This window comes from Paenibacillus rhizoryzae (genome assembly GCF_059686995.1).
The window spans coordinates 328,398-350,338 of record NZ_JCAALT010000005.1; the positions used below are offsets into that span (position 1 = coordinate 328,398).

Consider the following 21,941-nt stretch of genomic DNA (forward strand, 5'->3'; position numbering starts at 1 on the left):
TGTTAGCCTCTTCCGACAACCGGCGGAACAAGCTTGACTTCCGAGCTGTCTCTCGGACGCAAATGCTTAAAATCGCAGCCTTCATGCGCTTGCAGCACCTGATCCTCATAGATCCGCATAAACCCTCGCTTATGAGGAGACTCAGGGGGCAGCCATCGGGCCCGTCTCTCCGCCAGCGTCTTGTCATCGACGTTTAATTGGATGACCCCGTTATCGAGATCAACCCCAATTTCATCACCATTGCGGACGATCGCGAGCGGTCCTCCAAGCGCGGCTTCAGGGGAGACATGAAGAATGACCGTTCCATAGCTCGTGCCGCTCATCCTGGCATCGCTAATGCGCACCATATCGCGCACCCCTAATTTCAGCAGCTTGTTCGGGATCGGAATCATCCCCCATTCCGGCATGCCCGCACCGATTGGGCCGCAATTCTTCATGATCAGAACAGAATCCGCGCTCACGTCCAAGTCTTCATCGTTAATTCTGGCCAGCATGTCCGCGTAGTCTTCGAATACGACGGCTCTTCCGATGAAACATTTAAATGTAAGGGAGCTCGCCGCTCTCTTCAGAATGGCGCCATCCGGCGCTAAACTGCCCTTAAACACCTTAAATCCGGATTGCTCCTTGAAAGGCTGATCTACGGAGGAGATAACCTCGGGTGTATACACCTCGAAGTAATCGTATTCTTCCGAAATCATCCTTCCAGTAACGCTCAAAGCATCACCGTCCAGCATCGGCAGCAATTGCTTGATCGCCGCTCCAATGCCCCCCGCCACATGGAAATCGTCCATATTATAGGCTCCGCTCGGCTGCAAATTCACAATCAGAGGAACGTCCCGCGATAGTTCCTCGTAGGCATCTAAGCTTAAGCTTATGCCTAAACGACCGGCGATTGCCGTCAAATGAATGATGGCATTGCTGGAGCCTCCGAGCGCGGCAAGGAGCTTAATCGCATTATGAAACGCCGCTTCCGTCATGAGCTTGGACGGACGAAGCTCTGCCCGCACCATCTCCACAATCCTCCGTCCCGTCCGCTCCGCCGCCGCGTAACGCGCAGCATGATGGGCGGGAATACTCGCCGTTCCCGGCAGCATCATGCCGAGCATCTCCGAGAGGCTCTTCATCGTCGAAGCGGTTCCCATTACCGGGCAGCCGCCCAAGCTGCAGGAAATATTCGTCTCGAGCTCCTGCCACTGACGATCGGATACCAATCCGGCGTTGTAATCGTCCAAGTATTTCCATGTATCAGTGCCATAATTGACTGTTTTCCCTTGCATATGCGCAGAAGCGCGGTGTCCCGCAGCCAATTGAATGGCCGGGATGTCGCAGCTTGCCGCAGCCATCAGCTGCGCGGGCGTCGTCTTGTCGCATTCGGACAGAAGAACCGCACCGTCAATTGGCAGTGAACGAATCATTTCTTCAATATCCATCGACATCAAATTACGGTAAGGCAAATCGGACGGCTTCATAAAGTCCGATGGCGTTGAGATTGCATGCATCTCCATCGGGTACCCTCCAGCCATGAGCACGCCGCGTTTCACATACTCAACAAGCTGCTTGTGCGGCAAGTTGCAATTCGTGAAATCGTTCCACGAATTGAAGATACCGATAATCGGTTTGCCCATGTACGATTCCGGCAGATGTCCCATTGCCCGCATAGACGAACGGTGCTCGAACGTATGGTCAGGCTTCCCGTCAAACCATTCCTGACTGCGCAATATCATGCCTCCATCCCCATCCTCTTCTGCTCTCTTTTCTACTCTTGCTTCTGCCCGCTATCCCTTGAAAACATTGGGTGCTTTCCCTCTTATCCCGAGCTTTATTGCGAATAAACCTCCAGCGAGCGGCTGCAGTGCGAGCTCCTCCTCGCTAAGACCGGCTCGTGCCGTTGTGATGAACAACGTATCCAGCTGCTCACCGCCGAAAGCGCAGGATGTGACGTTGGACGCCGGTACAACGACGGTATCCAGCCGTTCCCCCGTGGCGGGGTTCCATCTCGATACCTGCCCTCCATTCCAATGGGCAACCCATAACATCCCTTCTTCATCGATCGTCATGCCGTCGGGAAAGCCTTCGTTAGCCGGGATCGTAATGACGACCGTCCTACCGCTTAACGCTCCCGAGCCAAGCTCGTAATCGAACGCGTCTACCTGCCGGGTCAGCGTGTCGATATAGTACATCTTCCTTCCATCCTCGCTCCATGCGATCCCGTTCGAGCAGCTAATGCCACCGAACTCACGGCGCAAGCTCAAATCTGGATTCAAGCAATACAGCGCGCCTTCAGGAAGATTGCGTTCCGACATCGTTCCTACCCAGAATCGGCCGTCAGGACTGCATTTGCCGTCATTGAAGCGAATATAACGGGACGGAGAGCCCGGCTCCTGAAGGAACGTGAGCAGCTCCGTATCCGGATCGAGCGCGTACAAGCCGTTTCTCAGCGCCAGAATAACTCCGTGCTTCTCCCGCAGTGCCACAGCGCTTACCTGCTGACCTACATCAATCGAGCGGTTATGCTGCCTGAGCGAATCATAGCAATGAAGGCGCTGACCCATAATATCGACCCAATAAAGACAATGCCCGGACGCGTCCCAGCAAGGGCCTTCGCCGAGCAAAGCTTGTGCATCTATAACTAGTTTTAATTCCGCTTCGCCCACTCGGATCATTTCAGCTCCACAATGACTGCCGACTTGTCATCCGATTTCTTATGGCGCGGGTACTTCATGCACAAGGAGTCGAGTTCTTCCTGTTCGGCCAACTGCGACATATAAGCTTCAATTCCCCGATCGTCCAGTTCTTCCAAGAATTTCTCCCACTTCCTCGGGTCCTCATCATTCTCGATGAAATGAAACATGCCGTCGGAAACCGCATAAATCCGCCTCACGTTCGCCCGTGAAATATGACCGTACTCCATAAAGTAAGCAAGGAGGGGATCGCCGTTCATAACCGAATAACCTTCCGGCGTGTTCGCTTTATTGCGATTGATGATTGCGATGGGCCGCATGCGAGTGCTGATTTCCTCATCCGTCAACGTTCCGTATTCTTTCATCTCTTGCAGCGCCATTAAAGACTGGTGATCAAAGCCGGCCACCTGGTTGCGGCTTAATACACGGATGCTGCCGTCAGTGTAGCGCGCGAATAACATACAATCACCGCTTTGTACGAATTCAAAGTGGTTTTCATGGATCTTCACAACCGCGAATACCGCCCCCCACCGCTTCCATTTGGCCGATATATCGACGCCGGCCTCCTGCATTCGCACCAGTAAACGCGAATTCGCCCTGAGAACCGCCGTTCTCAGATCGAAGTCCGGTGCAGACACACCTAGCTCCTTAGCTAGCAGCTGGGCGGCAATCCATCCCCCCGTATTCCCTTCCTCATCGCTGTAACCGGACATGGAGGATACCCCGTCAACAACGCCGTAAGTACGATTCCGTTCGTTCAGTACGAGAGCATCTTCATTCGGTTTATCCAATTTGCCCGGTCTTGTAGCAGCTTGGATCGTCAACGCCGGAAGTGGGTTTGACCGTGTGTTATCGCTCATCTCGATCACTCGCTTCCACGAACGCGACATTCAGCTTACGATAAACTTGCTTCCACCGTTCTTGCAGCTCCGCCCCTTCATAAGCAGGCTGGTATCCTAATTTCAAATAAATATGAATGGCGGACAGGCGAAAATCGTCTGTTTCGAGAACGGCATGCTTCTTGCCGTCTTCCCGCATCCGGTGCAAGGCTGCAAGACTGATGCTATATCCAAGTCCAAGGCCTGCATATGCGGGATCGACGCCTACCATATGCAAATAGCCGCAATCTGCTTCCCATTGCGGCTCCTGCCAAGCACAAGCCGTAGCGACAGGCTTCTCCTGATCGCAGATGAACAGCACGCGACCTGGCTTGAAGAAGGGATGGGATGCGATTTTTCGCTTGAAATCTCGGTTCCAGCCGAATGATTTCTCCACAATAGACTCCCAGTTCGACTCGTCGCCCGGTTCGAAATGCCGAAGATGAAATCCTTCAGGCAATACCAAGGCAGGCAACTCAGACAAGCTCGCTAAACGCATTGCCAGCTGAGGCAGCTTTCTTTCCTCCATCATCTGCTCTTCACTCCACTTCTGCGGAAATCAGGAAATGCAACCGGCTGTCCGTTGTTAGCTTGCGACTGCATCGAGAGCGGAAAGATGCTGCTCCACGTCACCGCATCGTATACATCGACAAGCGGCTTTCTCCGTTCATGAATTGCGGATACAAATTCCTCCAGCACAAAGAAATCGCCCCCGCCGTGTCCGGAGCCCTGCGCTTGTTCCTCCCAGCGTCTCCAAATCGGATGATCGAACTCAGGCTGATACTTGGCCAGAGAATCCCACATCTCATCGCGCTCATCATCCGCACGTCGCCCCGCTGTACCTTCCTCTTGCACGGAACGCCCTCTGAACCACACCAGATCGTCTTCCTGATCGTGACGCCGGGACAGATAAGCACCTTCCGTTCCCTGTACGACGTAATGGCGCATATTATGCGGACGCGCGGAAGTCCAATCCACTCGCAATGTGATCAGTACGCCATTATCGGTTATGATATTCGTGACGGCAGAGTCCCCTTGCTTCCAATAGTCCGTTTGTGACGCGGGATGGTCTTTGCCGAACTTTTCTTGATAATAGTTTTGCAGAGAACGAGAGTTCGAAGCGAATGTCGACATACTCTTCATCCGATCTCCGCCGTCCTCGTTAAGTCCCAGCCAGTGAGAAATTGGCCCGATCGAATGGGTTGGGTAATTCATTCCGTTATACGTATGGTGAAGGTCTCCGCGCCATGTCAACGAGCCATCCTTATGATGGACCCTATACCGCAAATCGTGGATATAGCCCCCTTCCAAATACGTAAGCTCACCGAACATCTTTTGCTCCGCCATGTATTTGACCGCTAAATTGGAGCGCGCGAAGCAATAATTCTCGGCCATCATATAGGTCAGTCCGGTCTTCTCTACCGTTTCAACAAGTTCCCAAGCGTCATCAAGCGTTTGTGCAGCAATGACTTCGCATAGCACGTGCTTGCCTGCCTTAAGGGCATCTATGGATTGCCTAGCGTGCAGCAGCATCGGACTAGCCAGGAAAACAGCGTCGATATCCGGGCTTTGCAGCATCAGCTCATAGCTTCGATAGGTTTCGATCCAAGGATAATTGTCTTTCCATTGCTGGGTAACCTCGTCGCTGATATCGCAGATCGCAACGAGATGGAGCCGGTCCGAAAGCGCAGCAAGCGTGCGTTTGAACCGTCCTCCCCGGTTGCCTCCGACGATGGCCAGGCGCAGCGGTTGATTGGTCATAACGGTAGCCTCCTAGGTTATATTCGTATTTTGGCTGAGACTAGACGAAATTCAGCCCATTCGGTTTCGGGAACGGAATAGGAACGATAGCCTCCCAATCCTTCTTCAACGCAGCCGGAATCTGCCCGATGGGCTGCACATCGAACAGCAACGATAGCAGTTCAGCAGCTGTCATCGGATACTCTTGGCCGTACCACTCGAGACGAATCGCGCCTTCGGAATCCGTATACGCAACCGGACACGAAGCTCCGAATAGCGGAGAAAGCTGCTCAAGCAGCGCCTCTGCGTCAAGAATAAACGCTGTGCCGTCGTTATGCTCCGCCTTGGCGGCAAGCTCTAGTGACCGCAAAAAGGTGAGCAATCCTTCTTCATGTGCCTCAACCGTAATGTTTAAGACGCTGCAGCCGGCTGCTTGCATGCCATGAGCTGCGAGCATCAGAACGGCCTCCGGTTCGCCTGCCCATTCAATTAAGGATGGTTCGTCAAAAGGCCGCGCAGCGCCTGGAACAGCCAGGACGGCAAATGCAGCCGGTCCACGGTCTCCCTCCGCCACCCAAATAGCTGGTCGCAGTCTGCCTATGCTTGCCGTCGGCGCGGCTTTCAACAGCGCTGCCATATCCCATAAGCTTTGCTCGAAGCGAATGCTGCGGGTATGGGCCAGCTTCCGAAACGCAAACCAGTCGCTCGGCTTCATTGCCCGGAACCGATAACCGTTCGAACGATTCTTCCCCATAAGCTCATCAGCCTTGACATTGCTCAGTGTAAACGTCTCGACGCGGCCGAACGGCCGGCATCCGAACCGCTCATACAGTCCTCCCTCACCCGATACCAGCATGAGTGCAGCACCTGCCTCGCGGCCATGATCCGCCAACAAACGGAGCAGCCGTCCTGCATGCCCCTTTCCGCGGAAAGCGGGATCCGTACATACCGCTCCCACGGAATATACGGCAAGTTCCACCTCATGGATCCGGATAACAGACGGCACGAAGCCGACGAAGGTCACGAGACGCCCATCGATGAAACAGCCAAAGGACTGCCCCAGACTGACTGAGAAAACATTGGGGAACGCCTCCCCCATAGATACTTGATTCGGAGCTAGGAAAACGGCATCTGCCAGACTGATCGCCTCTTCCATCTCATCCTCCGATACGAGTCTATACTCCACCACGATTGCACCCCCTATGAAAAGGAAAAGAGCGCACGCTACAAGATTTTACTCCTGAGCATTCCGCTCTCTTACAAGGTTCCTATTTCTTCACTTACCAGCCGTATCTCGACGGCCCCCATTCCTTGCGGACGAGGTCCTGTTTCACATAAAGCAGAGTACGGTTAGGCACATCTTCTTCCAGAATGACGCCCGAGCCTACGATACTATAGACTCCGACCTTAACGCCCGGCATGAGAATGGCATTTACGCCCGTTCGAACAAAGTCACCTAAATAAATGGCATCGCTGTGCTCGCTAGGCGTCTCCTTGCGTCCTTTGATGCGATGGGTCGTTCTGCCGTCATCGAACCGTAAAGTTCCGCATACTGTTGCTGCACCAAGGTCAGTAGAGGTACCGATAACCCCGTAAAACTCCATATAGTGGTACAAGTAAACGGTGTTAAAAATAACGCCTTCCAGCTCCGCACAGTGGTTAATGACGCAGTGGTCGCCAACTGTTGTACCCTCGGATAAGAAGCAATAGTTCCCAATATAGGTATCATTGCCGACGATATGATTCCCCTTCAGAATGGCACCATTCTCAATGACCGTCCGGTCTCCGACGATGATGTTGCCTTCGATGATGACATTGCGACCGATTTTGCTGCCTGCACCCAGCTGCACATAACCGTCGATCGATGCACTGGGATCAATAGAGGCACCCTCTGCAAGGACATTAGCCGTAAGCTTCGCACAGGATTTGCGCGCAACATGCTCATTGGCTAACAGGATATGCCACGGCTTGTCTAAGTCTACAAAATCACCTGTCGTCTCAACGGCCCGTACCGCATAGCCGTCATTCATACAATCCAGGAGCGACATCTCGAGGTGTGCCTCTAACGGAGGCATCATCCCTACCTGAACGCTTGTAAACAAGCCGGAATTGCCGCTTGCATAAGACCAGAATTCTTGACTGCAGGCGAATGCGCTAAAGCGATGCGTGTAGCCGCCGCGAGGATGTCCCATAATATGCTGGACAAAGCCTTGCTCTAGCTTGCAGCAAATCCAATCCGAGGGGGATTGCTCCTGCAGCGGATTGACAAGCACAGCGGCAATCTCCCGCTCCGATCGCAGGCCAAACGAAGCCAGCAACCCTCCGATGTCAGCAGGATCTAGCAGCGTGTCTCCGTACAATACGAGGAACTCGGCCGCATCCCCTGCCGCTGCTCTTGCAGCAGACAGCGATAGCGCCGTGCCTTGCCCCTTCTCATCGGCAACCACGATAATTTCAACATCCTCACGTGCACCTGCATGCTGCCTGCTCTCTCGGAAATAATTACGAATCTGCCCGTGCAGCTTGCCGCCGACAATTACGATTCTCGTAAACCCGAGCTCCTTGAGCGACTCCACCTGATGCGCAATAATCGGCTTGGTTGCGACAGGTATCATCGCCTTCGGCCGGATTTCCGCAAAGGGCCACATCTTGGTTCCTGGCCCAGCCGCTAAAATAATCGCTGTTTTCATACTGCGTTATGCTCCCTTATTTTAAGGATCCTTCCGTCAATCCGCTTACGATATGTTTATGGAAGAAGATATAAATCATAATCATCGGGATGGTAATGATCGTAAGTGCCGAGAACAACAATTTATAATCCGTCAAATGCTTGCTTGAAAAGGCAAGCAAGCCTACAGGAATTGTCTTTAGACTGTCACTTTGAACATACAGCAAAGCAAGCAGCAGCTCATTCCATGCATTCAACGAAGAGAAGATAGCAACTGTCGCCAAACTTGGAATGAGCAGCGGCATAATAACACTCGCAAACATGCGTAAATCCGTACATCCGTCGATTCTTGCCGCTTCCATCATTTCTTTCGGGATCGAATCGAGATACGCTTTAAGCAAGAAAATCGCAAGCGGAAGTCCCATCCCGACATAAGGCAGAATTAGTGCATAATACGTATTTTTAATATGCATATGATCAAAAAGATAGTTCTGCGCAATAAAGAACGACTGCAGCGGCATGAACAAACCAAACACAAATAACAGCAGCATGAATTTGCTTCCCATAAATTTCAGCTTGCTGAAAGCAAACGACGCTAAGCTTGCAAACAGTAAGATAAAAGCGACTGTCAGCGAGGTCACGATCACGCTGTTAAGCACATAGGTGTTCATGCCGCCGATTTTCCAAGCCTCCGACCAGTTATGGAAATCGATTTTGTTCGGAAGCGAGAATGGCTTGTTGAAAATCTCGCTATTTCCGCGGAATGAAGAAAATAGCATCCAAATCATTGGATAGAAGTAAATCAGTGAGAACAAGCTCATGAATACATAAAAAGCCATTCGATAACCAAGATTGCTGCCACTTTTGCGCACTGTGTATGTTTCCATGCCTAAGCCCCTCTTTCATTCCGTCGACTGCAATTAATACTCCAGCTTTTCATTCTCATTGCGCTTTAACATGTTCAATAGTAAACCGACGCCAACGACAACAAGCGTCATGATAACAGCCAAAGCAGAACCGTAGCCGATGCTCCCGTTGGTAAACACGACCTTAACCAAATACGTGGTTACAATTTCAGTAGCGTTGTACGGGCCGCCATTTGTCATAACATAGAATAGGTCAAACCCTTGGAAACCGCCAAGAATACATAGGGTAAGCGCAACTTCCACCAAATTTTTAATCATTGGAATTTTGATTTTGAAGAAGATGTCTCTCTCCGTCGCGCCGTCCAGATAAGCAGATTCATAAATATCGTTTGGAATACGCTGGATGCCTGCATAAAAAATCGTCATGTAGAATCCGGCATAGGACCATCCGGAAACGATACAGAGCGCATATAGCGCGGTGTGCGGATTGCCCAGCCATACCTGTGTCCAGCTATCCAGACCTACTAATTTCAATATGGCATTCAATAAACCGAAGTCCGAATTATATACAAACCTCCACATAAAGGAGGTAACCAGCATTGGCAGCATAACCGGTGTAAAGAACGCAACACGGAACAGGCCCGAACCCTTTAATTTCACGGTAATTAGCCCCGCCAGCAAAAGACCGGCAAACACTTCAAGAAAGATCGTCAGCACGATGTAGATGAAAATATGCCAGTAAGACACAAGGTAAATATGATCGTGAAATGCCCGAATATAATTGTCAATGCCGATGAATTTCATGGCTCCGAAGCCGTTCCAGTCATAGAAGCTGAAGATGAACGTCATTACAATCGGAAGCAGGATGGTAAAGGAGAATAAGAGTACTGCCGGCCCAGTGAACAAATACGGTGTTATGCGAAATTTTTTTTGCACTACTTCCTGACCTCCTGATGTCTGAAATGAATAAGCCGGCGACTTGCTACAGGCGCCGGCTTACAGGGCAAGCTTTATTTTTTGAGAGGAGCAATTTTGGCATCCAATTTAGCCAGTGCTGCTTCCGGAGTGCTCACGCCGCCGAGAACTTCGGCCGTAGCGGAGTTTAGTGCATCTGCAACTTCCAGGTTGTAGCCGGTATCGGGAGGAGATACGACTGACTTTGTATTGTCCATCATAGCTTTAAGCTTCAAGATTGTAGGGTTGGTCTCTGGTTCCGATCCCGGAGCAATCATGGATGAGCCGGCTTTGCTCAGCATCGTAACCACTTCAGGCGATTCAAACAGTTTCAAATAATCGACAGCGGCTTGAATATGTTTGGAATTCTTGTTGACGACATAGCCTTCCAAAACGCCGATTACGCTTCCTTGGTCACCCTTACCGTCAGTCATCGTCGGCATATTGAAGTAGTCGTACTCCATATCCGGCGCATGATCTTTAGCTCCGGAAACAAACCATCCGCCTGATGGATACATGGCAGCTTTCCCGTTGAAGAACAAGGCAGCGCCTTCATCATCGTTAATACCGTTAACGCTGTCGTTAATGTATTGTTTATCCCAAATTTCCTTCATATAGCTCATGGCCTTAGCGAATTCAGGCGTGTTAAACGGAGCCTTCATTTCCATCGCGTCAGCATAAGCCTGTTCTCCGACGACCCGGGAGATCAAATGGGCGTTCCAGTTGCCAGCCGTCCACAAATCCTTGTTGCCCGTCGTAATCGGCGTGTAATTAGCGGCTTTAAGCTTCGCGCAATCAGCCATAAACTCGTCCCATGTAGCAGGAGGCTGCGTTATGCCTACTTCGCTAAAGATTTTTTTGTTGTACCACATCACGTTCGTAACTTGGGCATCCGTCGGAATCATATATTTCTTGCCGTCGAACACCATGCCAACGAAATTGCCTTCTGTAAACTTCCCTTTTAGGCCGTCTTCTTCCAAATAACTCGATAGGTCTGCTGCAAATCCATCATGTACTCTCGTCTTCAGCCTGTCGCCGGCCCATTCAAAATAAATGTCCGGTGCATTCTCGCCATTTAGCAAGCTAGGCAGCCCCATCGTTTGATACAATTGAGGATCTTGCAGAACGAATTCAACCGTAACGTTCGGATGCGCCTTCTCATACATGTCCTTCACTTGATTCCATACCTTGAGCATGTCATCGCCCGGAGAGCCGTCAGCGAGTCGAATCGTGAACTTCTCGTCGCTGTTGCCTGCTTTTGTATCGGCAGCTGTGTTCGTGTCTGAATTCGATGTTCCGGAGCACCCTGTAAGTGCTGCAATGGATGTCATAAGCGTGAGTCCAATAATTGCTTTTTTCATTTTATAAACCCCTCTCAGATGGTTATTCAATGGTAAAATATCGATCAAGCACTTTATTCAAGAAAGAAAAAAGCACATCGGCAAACACATACGTGAGATCACCGCGATACCGCTCATAATTGAGGCGGACCTGTTCGAGATCGTTTGGATTCTGACTGCGAATATAGTCCACGCAATCCTTCAGCACTGCGCATCCGGCAGAGAATTTAACAAGCCAGCGCTGGAGTTCCTTCTGCAGCAGCTGATTCTCCATGCCATTCAATAAACATGCTGCAGAATCGCTCATCTTGGTGATGAACTGTTCCAATTCGTCGATGGCTTGCTCACGGTCCCCATAAAAGTAAGCAAAGTTAAATCGAGTCAATTCAGCGGCGAGCATCGGCGAGTCAGTCAGATACAAGCAAGAATAGCGAACGTTATCTGCAAATTGGAGCATATGCTCGTAATCCGCTTGACCGACGGCCTCTTCCAGCGCCTCGCGCCAGCTCGCTTCCGGATCATACCGCTCCGGGTTCCATAAGTAAGCTGCGATTGTCGCATAAGCAATTTTGGAGCTTTCGGCATACTCCATCCCGTTTGCAATAACGCCTCGTGCAAATCGGTATAAATGACGATCTCTCTGGCGGTAGGGGCCGATATGCATCTCATCCGTCATTTCCACGTCGTTTACTGGATAGTTATCCCAATAGAGCGGTTTTCGATGCGTTTGCTGTGTAAACACGGCAGCTTCGCTAAGTGTAATCTCCGGCGAACAAATATTACGTCCGGTCCAAAATAACTCTATACTTGGATGGATGCGGCTGCCTAGCTGAGAGATATACCGCTCGTCTCCTTTCCCCCAATATTGCGTAGGGCAGACTACAAGACGAATTCCTTCATTCCACTTCATGATTTCCGTATAGAAGCGATTAACTAATCGTACATGTGCTTCTACTAGATCACTGTAAATCCGGCTATCTTCCTGATGTTGAAGCTCCTCCGGAATGTCATCGAGCAGCAAGCAGAAGTGTTTCACCCCGAGCTCGTAGATTTGACCGACTTTACGAACGAGTGCGGCAAAATCCTCTTCGCTTGAATAACGCATGGACAGCCCCGGAGCAATGCTGTAGTAGAATGTAAGCCCAAGTGTAGCAGCCTCGCCAAAAACGCTGCTTAGCCTGGAATAAGATTCTTCATCGTAAAGGTCCTGCCACCGCTCCCGATGATAGAGGTCATCCTTAGGTCCGTATACGTACGTATTCATATTGTGCGAAGCAATAAAGCGAAGCATGTTTAAACGCTGCTCATCATTCCAGGGTTGTCCATAGAATCCTTCGATAATCCCTCTGATCGGAAACAACGGATAGTCGAATTTCACACCTTCCTGCCATTGTCCGCGCTTCATCATTTGCCTAATGGCATTCAGCGCGTATCGGAGTCCTCGTTCACCTGAATAGGTAATGGTCACCTCGCAATGAGGCGGCTCACCTTTGATCGCCAGCTCGTAAATCTCATCGGAGATTGAACACGTTTCTTCAATATAGCTAAATCTCGCTTCAGTTGACTCCAAAGCTGTAATTTGGATATCACCTTTATTGTCGGTGATATAGGAAAACCCATTGCTTTCACACCAGCTCCGAATGATCCCGCTGTTCGCTCCTAGCGACGAAATGCTGGTCAAGGTTGTCATAGGCTCCGAACAACTCCTTTATACTTTTTGATGAGGCGGTGATTATGTGCCTCTCCTTCATCCATATTGCTGCTGGCGAACAGATCCGGCATGATTCCCCGCTGCACGAGAAGCTCTACCACTTCTGCCGCTATCGCGTTCACGATACAAGCCCCGAGTACGGTAGAAGTTGGTGATACTTTGATAGACAATCCTGAAACTTCCACCGACGCATCGCCGATGCATCCATGATTGTCGATCACCACATCACTGACTTCATGCAGCCGTTTGCCGCTGCTATGTCTGGATGATGATGCTTCTGCATGCTTAAGGCTCGTAATGGCGATGACCTTTAATCCACTGGTCTTCGCTTCTAAGGCCATCTCAATGTTCACCGCATTTCTACCGGAATTGGATGCGATAAGGATAACGTCGCCTTCTTGAGCAGACTGCTGCTTGAAAAGAACAGCCGCAAGCCCCTCCAACCGTTCCAAATCCGTGCTTTGTACTGCATTTCGGTGCAGCATCAATCCTTCTTCCATGATCGGATTCACGCATGCTAACCCGCCTGCACGATAGAACAGTTCCTCCGCGAGCATATGAGAATGGCCTGTTCCGAACACGTGCAAGGTTCGGCCTGCTTCAATCGCATCGGCAATCAGATGTGCAGCCTGGCTCAAATGCGCCTGTTCTTCCGACTTCAGCCTGCCGATTAAATCCAATACCCCGTCTATATACTGCAATCCTGCGTTCACTTTAGACCTCCTTCTGTAAGGCATAGGTTACTTTCATGCGTTCTTGTACGGATGGCTCCAATAACAGCTTGTTTTCGTGAAAGCAAGCGAAGATCGCGCCAAATTCCGGCGGGAACTCGATTCTCCTCACTGCGGATAGAGGACAATTTTGATTCAGCAGTCGTTTGAATTCCCCGTAGATATAGTTGTTTTTAGTCATAACGCTTCCACTTGCTCCGATGGGTACGCCCTTAATGTTCAACCTCTTCTCCAGCTCCATCGCATGGTTAGCGAGATCGTGCGCCGCCTGCTTTACCAGCCTCAGCGAAACCTCATCCCCTAATTCAGCGCATAGGGCAACCTCGGAGGCAAAGCCGGCAATAAGATGTCGATCTAATGGGGGATTATAAAATTTTTCGATGAGTTTCCTCATCTCCCGGACCGCGAAATATCGCTTCAATGCCTCACTGAGCGCGGTCGTTTGAGCCAGTCCTTCTTCAGCAGCCACTGCTGCTTGAATCCCTTGAAGTGCAATGTGATATGCACTCCCTTGATCCCCGAGCAAATAGCCATAGCCTCCGATGGTTAGGAGTTCATCGGCCATCCCCTTAGCGATCCCCATCGAGCCGGTTCCGCTGATGATCAATATGCCTGGTTTACCGATCGTCATAGCCATTAATGCGATATACGTATCACTGTGCATATAAACGCTCCGGCTATTGATGATGCCTGTGGTAAACTCATCAGTTACCGCTGCCGTCGCTTCTTGGCTCAGGGCAGAATTTCCGATGAATACGCTTTCAAATTCGTCTATCTTTACTATTTCTGATACCCGATTCATGACTTGTTTGAGATTTTCGCGCGCTCGTTTCATGCCCATCGAATAGAAATTAATTGATCCGCCTATTACCTTTGCCAAGACGTTTCCTTCCATATCGACTGCGATCGCGGTCGATCGGGTACCACCACCGTCAATGCCTACAAAAACTTCTTTTCTTGCCATTGCACTACACTCCTAATTCGTTAGCGCTTTGATGACGAGAACTACGTTCTGCTGCGAACGCGCTTTCATGCAGCTTCAATACTTGTAATGACTTCAGTTTAGAACAGGTTGAGGCTCATCGGTACTAAGGGAGAATGGTAAAACCAATCTTTGTATGCGAATCTGCAGGCAAGAAATCTATCACTCTTTGACATATTCAATCCTATTTCGATTTTAGATGTCATCATTCCGTAGTTTTGGGCTTTCTTCGCTGCAGTACGGTACGTCATATTCGCATTACCTCCGCAAACAAAAAACCCCGGACCACCATGCGCAACCATGCATGGTGGTCCGGGGTTCATCTCAACTTACTTCGCTGCAGCAACGGCTTGCGCCAGCTTCTCTACCGCTCTGGCTGTGCCGCTCTTCTGCTCTTCCAGGCCTTCGTACTCGACGCTCATCCAGCCGTCGTAGCCTACGCCGGCCAGCTTGGCGACGATCGAGGCAACGCCAACGTCGCCTTCCGTCGGCACAGTGCCAACGAATGGCTGGCCGCTAAGCGCGCGCAGCACGCCTTCCTTCTGATCTTCGCCCACGCGCGCGAAGTCTTTGGCATGCACGTGGCGGATCAACGGATGCAGCGCTTCGAAAGCTTGTGCCGGCACATCGTCGACGAGCAAGAAATTGCCCATGTCGAAGGTGCTGCGCAGCGCCGGCGAACCGACCAATGTGATGATATCCTGCACCTGCTCCGATTTCCCGGCGAAGATGCCGTGGTTCTCCAAGCAGAGCACGACGCCCTTGCTCTCTGCATATGCAGCGCCTTGCGCCAGCCCTTCCACGATCCAGCCTTTCGCCTGCTCGTAGCTAATGCCTTCCTTGCGATCGCCCGCAAACACCCGAACGACCTCTGCGCCGAACTCGACTGCCATATCAACAGCCAATATGATATCCTGCAGCTGCACCTCACGCTCTTCAGCCGTCGTTTTCACGAAATCATTGCAAGCCCCGAAGCATGCCAGCTTAATGCCCGTGCGAGCCAATGCTTCGCGAACCGCAGGCACGTCGCTCTCCTTATTCCAGAACACGCTGAGCAGCTCCACGCCTTGCGCGCCAACCGATGCGGCGTAATCGATAAAGTCCGCATTTTGCCAGGATCCGTCGTACAAATATTTATGGCAGCTCCATACACTAATTGCGATTTTCATTGTCCATATCCCCCGATCAGCACCCTAGCGGTACTGTTTAATAAACTCGACCGCTCTGCGAATATCCAGCTCCGGCTTCGCGCCGACTTCACGTTCGATAGTCAAGTAACCTGTATAACCAATGGACTGCAAGGCAGCAAAATAGGCATTAAAATCAACAGCGCCCTCGCCAAGCGGCACCTCTTCAAAATCCAATCCGCCGGCAGCCATCTCCGCAATATGCTCATGCGTCATTTTCTGATAGCCTAGGAACCCGTACACCTGGCGCGGATCGACCACACGCAGTCTGCGGCCATCCTTCACATGGGTATGCACGATATAATCCTTCAGCGTAATCACGCCTTGTACCGGATCATCCCCGGTGACCATAACCATATTCGCAGGATCGAAGTTAACGGAAACGCCGTTCGTGCTCAGCGTGTCTAGGAAGCTCTTCAAGTGGGCGGCCGGTTCCGGACCTGTCTCAATCGCAAAATAAGCATTCAAGCTCTTCGCATATTGCCCAAGCTCCTCGCATGCCTGCTGCATCGCCGCATAGATTGCACTGTTCTTATCGTCCGGTACGATACCGATATGCGTCGTCACGATGTTGGTGCCGAGCTCGACAGCCAGATCAAGAATTCGCTTGGATTGCTCCACTTTCTGCGGATTGGCTGCAGCATCTTGGAAGCCATGTCCACCCAGATCGCCGCATAGTGCCGAGATATCCAGCCCCAGTCCGTCGATAAGCGAACGCATCTCGCGTCTGGCGTTTGCATCCATATTCGCAGGGTCCATCTCACCGGATACCGCATAGATTTGCACGCCTTCTGCGCCGACTTCTTTAGCCTTCAACAATCCTTCACGGACGCCAATACCGAAGCTGTCCACAATAACGCCTATTTTATTGGATAAATGAATCGTCATCGCTCATTAACAACCCTTCTGTTTAAAAATGAATTTCGGTCCCTTTTGCAGCCGACTCATAGATTGCGCACAGCATGCGCGTTACTTCTACGCCATCTTGAACAGGGCTCAACGTCTCTGTACGGCCAAGGCAGCCGTTGATGAAATGTCCGATTTCACGGCCGAACGCATCGTTGAAATCAAACGTAGCGTGATCCACCTGCGGCGTCGTATTCACGATCGTATTGTGTTTCTCGCCCATAATAACAAGCGCCGGCTCTACTTCTGCTCCGCCTTGATCGCCATATAGCTTCACGGACAGTTCATCCTTCTGCGCATGCAGCGTGAAGCTGACATCCACCATTAAGGAAGCACCGTTCTCGAAGCGGATAATCGCATTTGCCAAATCTTCGACATCGTTCTTCTCTGCATCATAATCCGCGGCTTTATAGAAGCCCAGATTCTTAATGTGCGAACGGTTGCCGAGTTTACGGTACGTATTGCCGCTGACCGACTTCACCTTCGGTTTGCCCATGAGGTACCAGCAGATATCAATAATATGAACGCCAAGATCGATCAGCGGACCGCCGCCGGATCGTTCAATATCGGAGAACCAGCCGCCCGGGTTACCAAGTCTGCGGAGGCATGTTGCTTTCGCATAGTAGATTTCGCCAAGATCGCCGGCATCGATAAAGCGTTTCAGAACCTCAATGCTCGAAGCATAACGGCGCACAAAACCAACCTGCAGCAATTTGCCCGTGGCTTCAACTGCCGCTTGTACGCGTTCCGCCTCTTCGACTGTTTTGCAAAGCGGCTTCTCGCACAAAACATGCTTGCCCGCTTCCAGCGCGGCAATCGCGATCTCAGCATGGGTGTTATTCCAAGTACAAATACTTACGGCATCAATGCCGGGATCAGCAAGCAGCTCACGATAATCCGTGTAGATCTTAGCAGCGCCATACTTGTCGGCCGCCGCTTGAGCACGCGCCTCGTTCTTATCGCAAATCGCTACAAGAACAGCATCCTTGTTGGAAGCATAGGCCCCCAGATGCGCACCCGAAATCGAACCGGCACCAATTACGCCTATATTTAACTTCTTTTCCGCTGTTGTCATGATTTGATCAACCTTTCCCTTCTGTAATCGTTTTCGTTATAATGAGTTTACCTTGTGATGAAGGATGGGAGAATGCACACCATGCCAACCTACATGGACAATATGATCAGTCCGCTTCCAATGCGCCTGTTCGACTGCATGGTTGATGTGAAGAAGCTGCGCGTGAAATCGCTGATGATCACGAACGCCGGCCATTTGCCCGGACGCACTTCCAGGCGGGAGAACGCCGAATTTGACCGTTGGTCATTCGTATATATCGGAGCAGGTCGCGGATACTACCAAACCGACTCTGAGGATCGGCAAATTGTCGAGGCCGGATCGCTCTTCTGTTTGTACCCCGGCGCGGTGTTTCAATACGGACCGGAGACGGATGGCTACTGGGATGAGTATTATTTTGCACTCGAGGGCGAACGTGTAGAAGAATGGCTTGCGAACTGGTACGAGCATCCCGAGCTCGTGAAATTCGTCGGAACCGACGAGAGCTTCCTGAGCAAAATCGAGCTCATCTTCCAGCTCATGGACAGCGCCGTTCCCGCCAATCAAGATCGAGCCGCGCTCGCGCTGGAATCGCTGCTCTTCGACATGTCGCTGCGCTTCAATCAGACGCAGACGAGCAGCCGCGCCTTGTTCGTGCATAACCTGCTGGACGACTTGTCCAGCACCGTCTACCAGCCGCTCGACAGCATCGCGCTCGCAGCACGGCATCATATCTCGATTCCGACGTTAAGACGAATCGTGCACGACTATACGGGTTATCCGCTTGGCGAGTTTGTTCACCGGCTCAAAGTAGCGGAGGCCAAGAAGCTGCTTCTCAACACGGACAAAACCGTCATGGAAATCGCGTCGCTCCTGGGCTATTCGGACATGTTTTACTTCTCCCGATTGTTCAAAAAGCTAACGGATACGGCACCGACGACTTATCGCTCCCGGATGGGATAACGAGATGACCAAAAGCCCGCCCCTTACGAAAAGGGACGGGCTCATACGTCGTTCATTTCACTAATCACGTTCTTCCAAATTCCGATCCAAATAACTCTCCAGCGTGTTGGAAATTTCAAATACGGTATGCGCAAGGTCATAGTTCTCGAAAGCGTGCTCGCACCGAGATTGATAGCGGATCGCGGTTTCATATTGATCCAAATTGGATTTTATGATGTCGGGGTCGATTCCCTCTTGGGTTTGCCTCTCCTGTACGGTTCGCCGATCTGCATAAATGAACAGCCGCACTACCCGCTCACCATACATATCCTTCAGCGCATGGGCACCTTCGTGATTCAGGATCAAATAGATGCTGCCGCCCTTCTTCAGGCTGTACGCAATGTCTTTGCCCCGTAACCCGTAGCGATTCCCATTGACGGTAACGCTTTCAATAAAATCGCCGTCGGCATCGAATTGATCATACAGTTCAGGGGTGATGAAGTGATAATCCTGACCGTTCACTTCTCCCGAACGTGGTCTGCGTGTCGCATACGAGATTACCTTGGTAATACCGAGTGTTGTGCCTACACTGTCAGCTACTGTCTTGCGTCCGGAGCCGTCCGGTCCCGTAAATACGAAAATCAGCTCGCGATCCTTCTGTTCACTCATCGTCACAGCCTCCTGAACTCTTGGATTGGTCTATCCGTTCGGGGTGTAGCAGGGCGAAAACTTCAGGCTTGGAATCTGTTATTTCATTATAGCTTAAACCAGTAAAATCCAGCAATCGTCGACTTCACAAACCGATTGACTTTTTCCTGCGGATAGGATACATTTTACAAAATAAACAAAATAAGTTCTCTTACGTTGGAAGCACCCGTAAGCAAAGGCTATCATGCCTTTCTTGCGGGTGCTTTTGCGTTTACAAGGGGGACCCGTCCAAGGAGGAACTGATCACTATGTTACATTCTATGATGAGAAAGCCGATTTCAGCCGTACTACTTGCTCTGCTCGCACTATTGATCTCCATGCCTGCTACCGTCTCCGCATCATCCGTGAAGCTGACCGAATCGGCCCAAAACAAGCTCTCGAAGCAAATAACCGCCGCAAGCTACAGCATGAAGCAGAATCTCACGGCTCAATCGCTAAACCTGACTGCCGTTCAGCAGAAGGAAGATTTGCTCGATACCGCGATTGCTTCCCTCCATTACTACAATGGCCATGCACTTACCGCGATCCGTGCCCGGATCAGCCAGATCGATGCCGCGAAGATCAGCAAGCTTACGCAAGACGTAGCTCAAACCAAAGAACGGTATCAACCGCTGTTTGCGATGTACACGTCGTTAAATACCCAAATCAAAGACGCCAAGTTCCTCAAGATGAAGCAGCTGGCTGCCTTGCTTCAGATTCAAGCGGATCTGTTAAAGCCCTCCACGCAGCTTGCCCGCACTGAAATACGCATCAAGGAAGAGATCCTTAAGTCCGCAAAGGCTGCCACTGCGAATACGATCAAGCATTTGCGCGCCAAACTCGCCGAGACTGATCCGCTGCGAAGTCAGATTACATCGGTCCAATCCGTTATTTCCGGCACGAAGAAGAATATATCGCCTGTCGTCAAAACGTTAAACGAGACGATCAAAGCAAACTCCTACGAAGGCACGCTCCAATCGTTAACCACACTCGTATCTATTTCACGTACGATTGTGGAGCAGAAACAGCGAGTCAGCGCTTTTGAAGCGCGTATTTCCGATATCATCCGTGCAACGAACGCTGAAATTCCGACCAAATAACGCCTTTGCCCATTGACATGTGCGGCAGTAGAACGGAATAGCATGTAAGAGGTGAGTTCCGGGAGGAGGGGAATCGATGCAAATTCATGTCGTTCAGGCGGGACAGACGCTTTACCGGTTGTCACAGGCGTACGGGGTACCCGTTACAGACATCACTTCAGCGAATGAGATTTCGCCGGCCGATACATTGGTGATCGGACAGGCACTCGTTATTCCGATTGTCGGGCAATACTACTGGGTGCTTCCGGGGGATACGCTAACGAGCATCGCCGGGAAATTCGGCACCACGGCTGACACACTTGCTGCAGTCAATAACATCGGGATCAATAGTACGCTGCAGATCGGCCATCGCCTCTATATCCCGCCAATTCCGAAACGCAACGCTGTGATCAATGCCTACATTGATCCACGAGGGACGACGGTCTCCCCTGCCTTAACGGAAGCAGCCCGAAACGCAGCTCCGCTTCTTACCTATTTGGCACCTTCAAGCTTCCGCATCCAGCGCGACGGCACGCTCGCCCTGCCTCCGCTTGGCGATCTCGAATCCATTGCACGGCGTTATCGTACAGCGATGATGATGACGATCACCAATTTGGAAGGCGATCAATTCAGCGCGGAGCTTGGTCAGCTCATTCTGAACGACCCGGCTCTGCAGAATAAACTGATCGCTACCATCCTAGACACCGCGAAACGTCTGAATTATAAGGACATCCATTTCGATCTGGAGCACCTCCGTCCTGAAGATAAGGAAGCCTACAACCGCTTTCTGCGCAAAGCTGTCGTCCCGATCCACAAGGCCGGACTCACCATGTCCACGGCGCTCGCTCCCAAAACAAGCGCTACCCAGCAAGGCGCATGGTATTCGGCCCATGATTACAAAGCCCATGGACAGATCGCTGACTTTGTCATCATCATGACCTATGAGTGGGGATACAGCGGCGGGCCGCCAATGCCCGTCTCTCCGATCGGTCCGGTTCGAACGGTGCTGGAGTACGCGCTCACGGAGATTCCGGCGAACAAGATCGTCATGGGGCAAAACTTATATGGCTATGACTGGACACTGCCCTACGTAGCCGGCGGCGCCTATGCCCGGGCCATTAGTCCGCAAGCAGCTATTGCCCTCGCAAGACAATATAACGCCCAGATCCTATACGACTACACCGCTCAAGCGCCGAATTTCTCCTATTGGGATGCTAATGGTAAAGAGCATAAGGTATGGTTTGAGGATGCCCGTTCTATTCAAGCAAAATTCAACCTGCTTAAACAACTCAAGCTCCGCGGCATTAGCTATTGGAAGCTGGGTCTCAGCTTCCCGCAGAACTGGTTGTTAATCGAAGATAATTTTAATGTCGTTAAACTGCTGCCTTAGCATCGGTGCAACGGCGGCCTAGTGGCGATAATGAGCACTCCAATGACAGCTTCGGCCATGCGCCGAGCTGGATACGGAGTGCTTATTTGTCATGCTCAGCGGCCTGAGGTCGGAGGCTTCCCCCGCCTTAAGGCCAGCATGAAGAACA

20 protein-coding genes are annotated in these 21,941 nt (G+C 51.2%); 3 read left to right on the top strand and 17 right to left on the bottom strand.

Annotation, left to right across the window (positions count from 1 at the left end):
* Positions 1–2: 2 nt before the first annotated feature.
* The 16 genes from AC6ESO_RS16950 to AC6ESO_RS17025 all read right to left on the bottom strand — a co-directional run bounded on the left by AC6ESO_RS16950 (position 3) and on the right by AC6ESO_RS17025 (position 17,719).
* The gene (locus AC6ESO_RS16950; RefSeq protein WP_497092382.1) at positions 3–1,724 is read right to left on the bottom strand and encodes a dihydroxy-acid dehydratase; all 1,722 of its coding nucleotides are present in this window, start codon (positions 1,722–1,724) and stop codon (positions 3–5) included.
* A 51-nt stretch (positions 1,725–1,775) separates the two neighbouring features.
* Entirely contained in the window at positions 1,776–2,663 is an 888-nt protein-coding gene (locus tag AC6ESO_RS16955; RefSeq protein WP_497092383.1) for an SMP-30/gluconolactonase/LRE family protein, read from the bottom strand.
* Positions 2,660–3,541 carry a protein phosphatase 2C domain-containing protein gene (locus AC6ESO_RS16960; RefSeq protein ID WP_497092384.1) on the bottom strand — a complete coding sequence of 294 codons (882 nt, stop codon included), beginning with the start codon at positions 3,539–3,541 and terminating at the stop codon, positions 2,660–2,662. The genes AC6ESO_RS16955 and AC6ESO_RS16960 overlap by 4 nt, the downstream gene beginning before the upstream one ends.
* Positions 3,531–4,091 carry a GNAT family N-acetyltransferase gene (locus AC6ESO_RS16965; protein ID WP_497092385.1) on the bottom strand — a complete coding sequence of 187 codons (561 nt, stop codon included), beginning with the start codon at positions 4,089–4,091 and terminating at the stop codon, positions 3,531–3,533. The genes AC6ESO_RS16960 and AC6ESO_RS16965 overlap by 11 nt, the downstream gene beginning before the upstream one ends.
* Entirely contained in the window at positions 4,088–5,320 is a 1,233-nt protein-coding gene (locus AC6ESO_RS16970) for a Gfo/Idh/MocA family oxidoreductase (RefSeq protein ID WP_497092386.1), read from the bottom strand. Before AC6ESO_RS16970 ends, AC6ESO_RS16965 begins: the two co-directional genes overlap by 4 nt.
* Positions 5,321–5,360: 40 nt before the next feature.
* Positions 5,361–6,488, bottom strand: coding sequence for a GNAT family N-acetyltransferase (locus tag AC6ESO_RS16975; protein WP_497092387.1), 1,128 nt, complete (start codon positions 6,486–6,488; stop codon positions 5,361–5,363).
* Positions 6,489–6,579: 91 nt separating this feature from the next.
* A complete protein-coding gene (locus AC6ESO_RS16980; RefSeq protein ID WP_497092388.1) occupies positions 6,580–7,989 on the bottom strand; it encodes an NTP transferase domain-containing protein in 1,410 nt (469 codons plus the stop codon).
* 16 nt (positions 7,990–8,005) lie between these two features.
* Complete coding sequence (locus AC6ESO_RS16985) at positions 8,006–8,854, bottom strand: ABC transporter permease subunit (RefSeq protein WP_494821278.1); 849 nt, start codon at positions 8,852–8,854, stop codon at positions 8,006–8,008.
* Between the two features lie 33 nt (positions 8,855–8,887).
* Entirely contained in the window at positions 8,888–9,769 is an 882-nt protein-coding gene (locus AC6ESO_RS16990; protein ID WP_497092389.1) for a carbohydrate ABC transporter permease, read from the bottom strand.
* A 74-nt stretch (positions 9,770–9,843) separates the two neighbouring features.
* A complete protein-coding gene (locus AC6ESO_RS16995; RefSeq protein WP_497092390.1) occupies positions 9,844–11,148 on the bottom strand; it encodes an ABC transporter substrate-binding protein in 1,305 nt (434 codons plus the stop codon).
* Positions 11,149–11,170: 22 nt separating this feature from the next.
* The gene (locus AC6ESO_RS17000; protein WP_497092391.1) at positions 11,171–12,817 is read right to left on the bottom strand and encodes a protein O-GlcNAcase; all 1,647 of its coding nucleotides are present in this window, start codon (positions 12,815–12,817) and stop codon (positions 11,171–11,173) included.
* Positions 12,814–13,551 carry a sugar isomerase domain-containing protein gene (locus tag AC6ESO_RS17005; RefSeq protein ID WP_497092392.1) on the bottom strand — a complete coding sequence of 246 codons (738 nt, stop codon included), beginning with the start codon at positions 13,549–13,551 and terminating at the stop codon, positions 12,814–12,816. Before AC6ESO_RS17005 ends, AC6ESO_RS17000 begins: the two co-directional genes overlap by 4 nt.
* A 1-nt stretch (position 13,552) precedes the next feature.
* Positions 13,553–14,533 (bottom strand): BadF/BadG/BcrA/BcrD ATPase family protein, encoded by a 981-nt coding sequence (locus AC6ESO_RS17010; protein WP_497092393.1) that lies wholly within the window; start codon positions 14,531–14,533, stop codon positions 13,553–13,555.
* Positions 14,534–14,880: 347 nt separating this feature from the next.
* Positions 14,881–15,720, bottom strand: a complete 840-nt coding sequence (locus AC6ESO_RS17015; RefSeq protein ID WP_497092394.1) for a sugar phosphate isomerase/epimerase family protein — start codon at positions 15,718–15,720, stop codon at positions 14,881–14,883.
* 24 nt (positions 15,721–15,744) lie between these two features.
* Positions 15,745–16,626, bottom strand: a complete 882-nt coding sequence (locus tag AC6ESO_RS17020; protein WP_497092395.1) for a sugar phosphate isomerase/epimerase family protein — start codon at positions 16,624–16,626, stop codon at positions 15,745–15,747.
* A gap of 22 nt (positions 16,627–16,648) precedes the next feature.
* Positions 16,649–17,719 (bottom strand): Gfo/Idh/MocA family protein, encoded by a 1,071-nt coding sequence (locus AC6ESO_RS17025; RefSeq protein WP_497092396.1) that lies wholly within the window; start codon positions 17,717–17,719, stop codon positions 16,649–16,651.
* Positions 17,720–17,800: 81 nt separating this feature from the next.
* Here AC6ESO_RS17025 and AC6ESO_RS17030 point away from each other — a divergent pair, with 81 nt between their 5' ends.
* Positions 17,801–18,658, top strand: a complete 858-nt coding sequence (locus tag AC6ESO_RS17030; protein WP_497092397.1) for a helix-turn-helix domain-containing protein — start codon at positions 17,801–17,803, stop codon at positions 18,656–18,658.
* Positions 18,659–18,718: 60 nt separating this feature from the next.
* Here the strand turns inward: AC6ESO_RS17030 and AC6ESO_RS17035 are convergent, their stop codons facing one another.
* Entirely contained in the window at positions 18,719–19,306 is a 588-nt protein-coding gene (locus AC6ESO_RS17035) for a guanylate kinase (RefSeq protein WP_497092398.1), read from the bottom strand.
* Between the two features lie 287 nt (positions 19,307–19,593).
* Between AC6ESO_RS17035 and AC6ESO_RS17040 the strand changes: the two genes are divergently transcribed.
* Together AC6ESO_RS17040 and AC6ESO_RS17045 are read left to right on the top strand one after the other, a co-directional pair.
* A complete protein-coding gene (locus AC6ESO_RS17040) occupies positions 19,594–20,424 on the top strand; it encodes a hypothetical protein (RefSeq protein WP_497092399.1) in 831 nt (276 codons plus the stop codon).
* 76 nt (positions 20,425–20,500) lie between these two features.
* The gene (locus AC6ESO_RS17045; RefSeq protein ID WP_497092400.1) at positions 20,501–21,793 is read left to right on the top strand and encodes a LysM peptidoglycan-binding domain-containing protein; all 1,293 of its coding nucleotides are present in this window, start codon (positions 20,501–20,503) and stop codon (positions 21,791–21,793) included.
* Positions 21,794–21,941 lie beyond the last annotated feature (148 nt).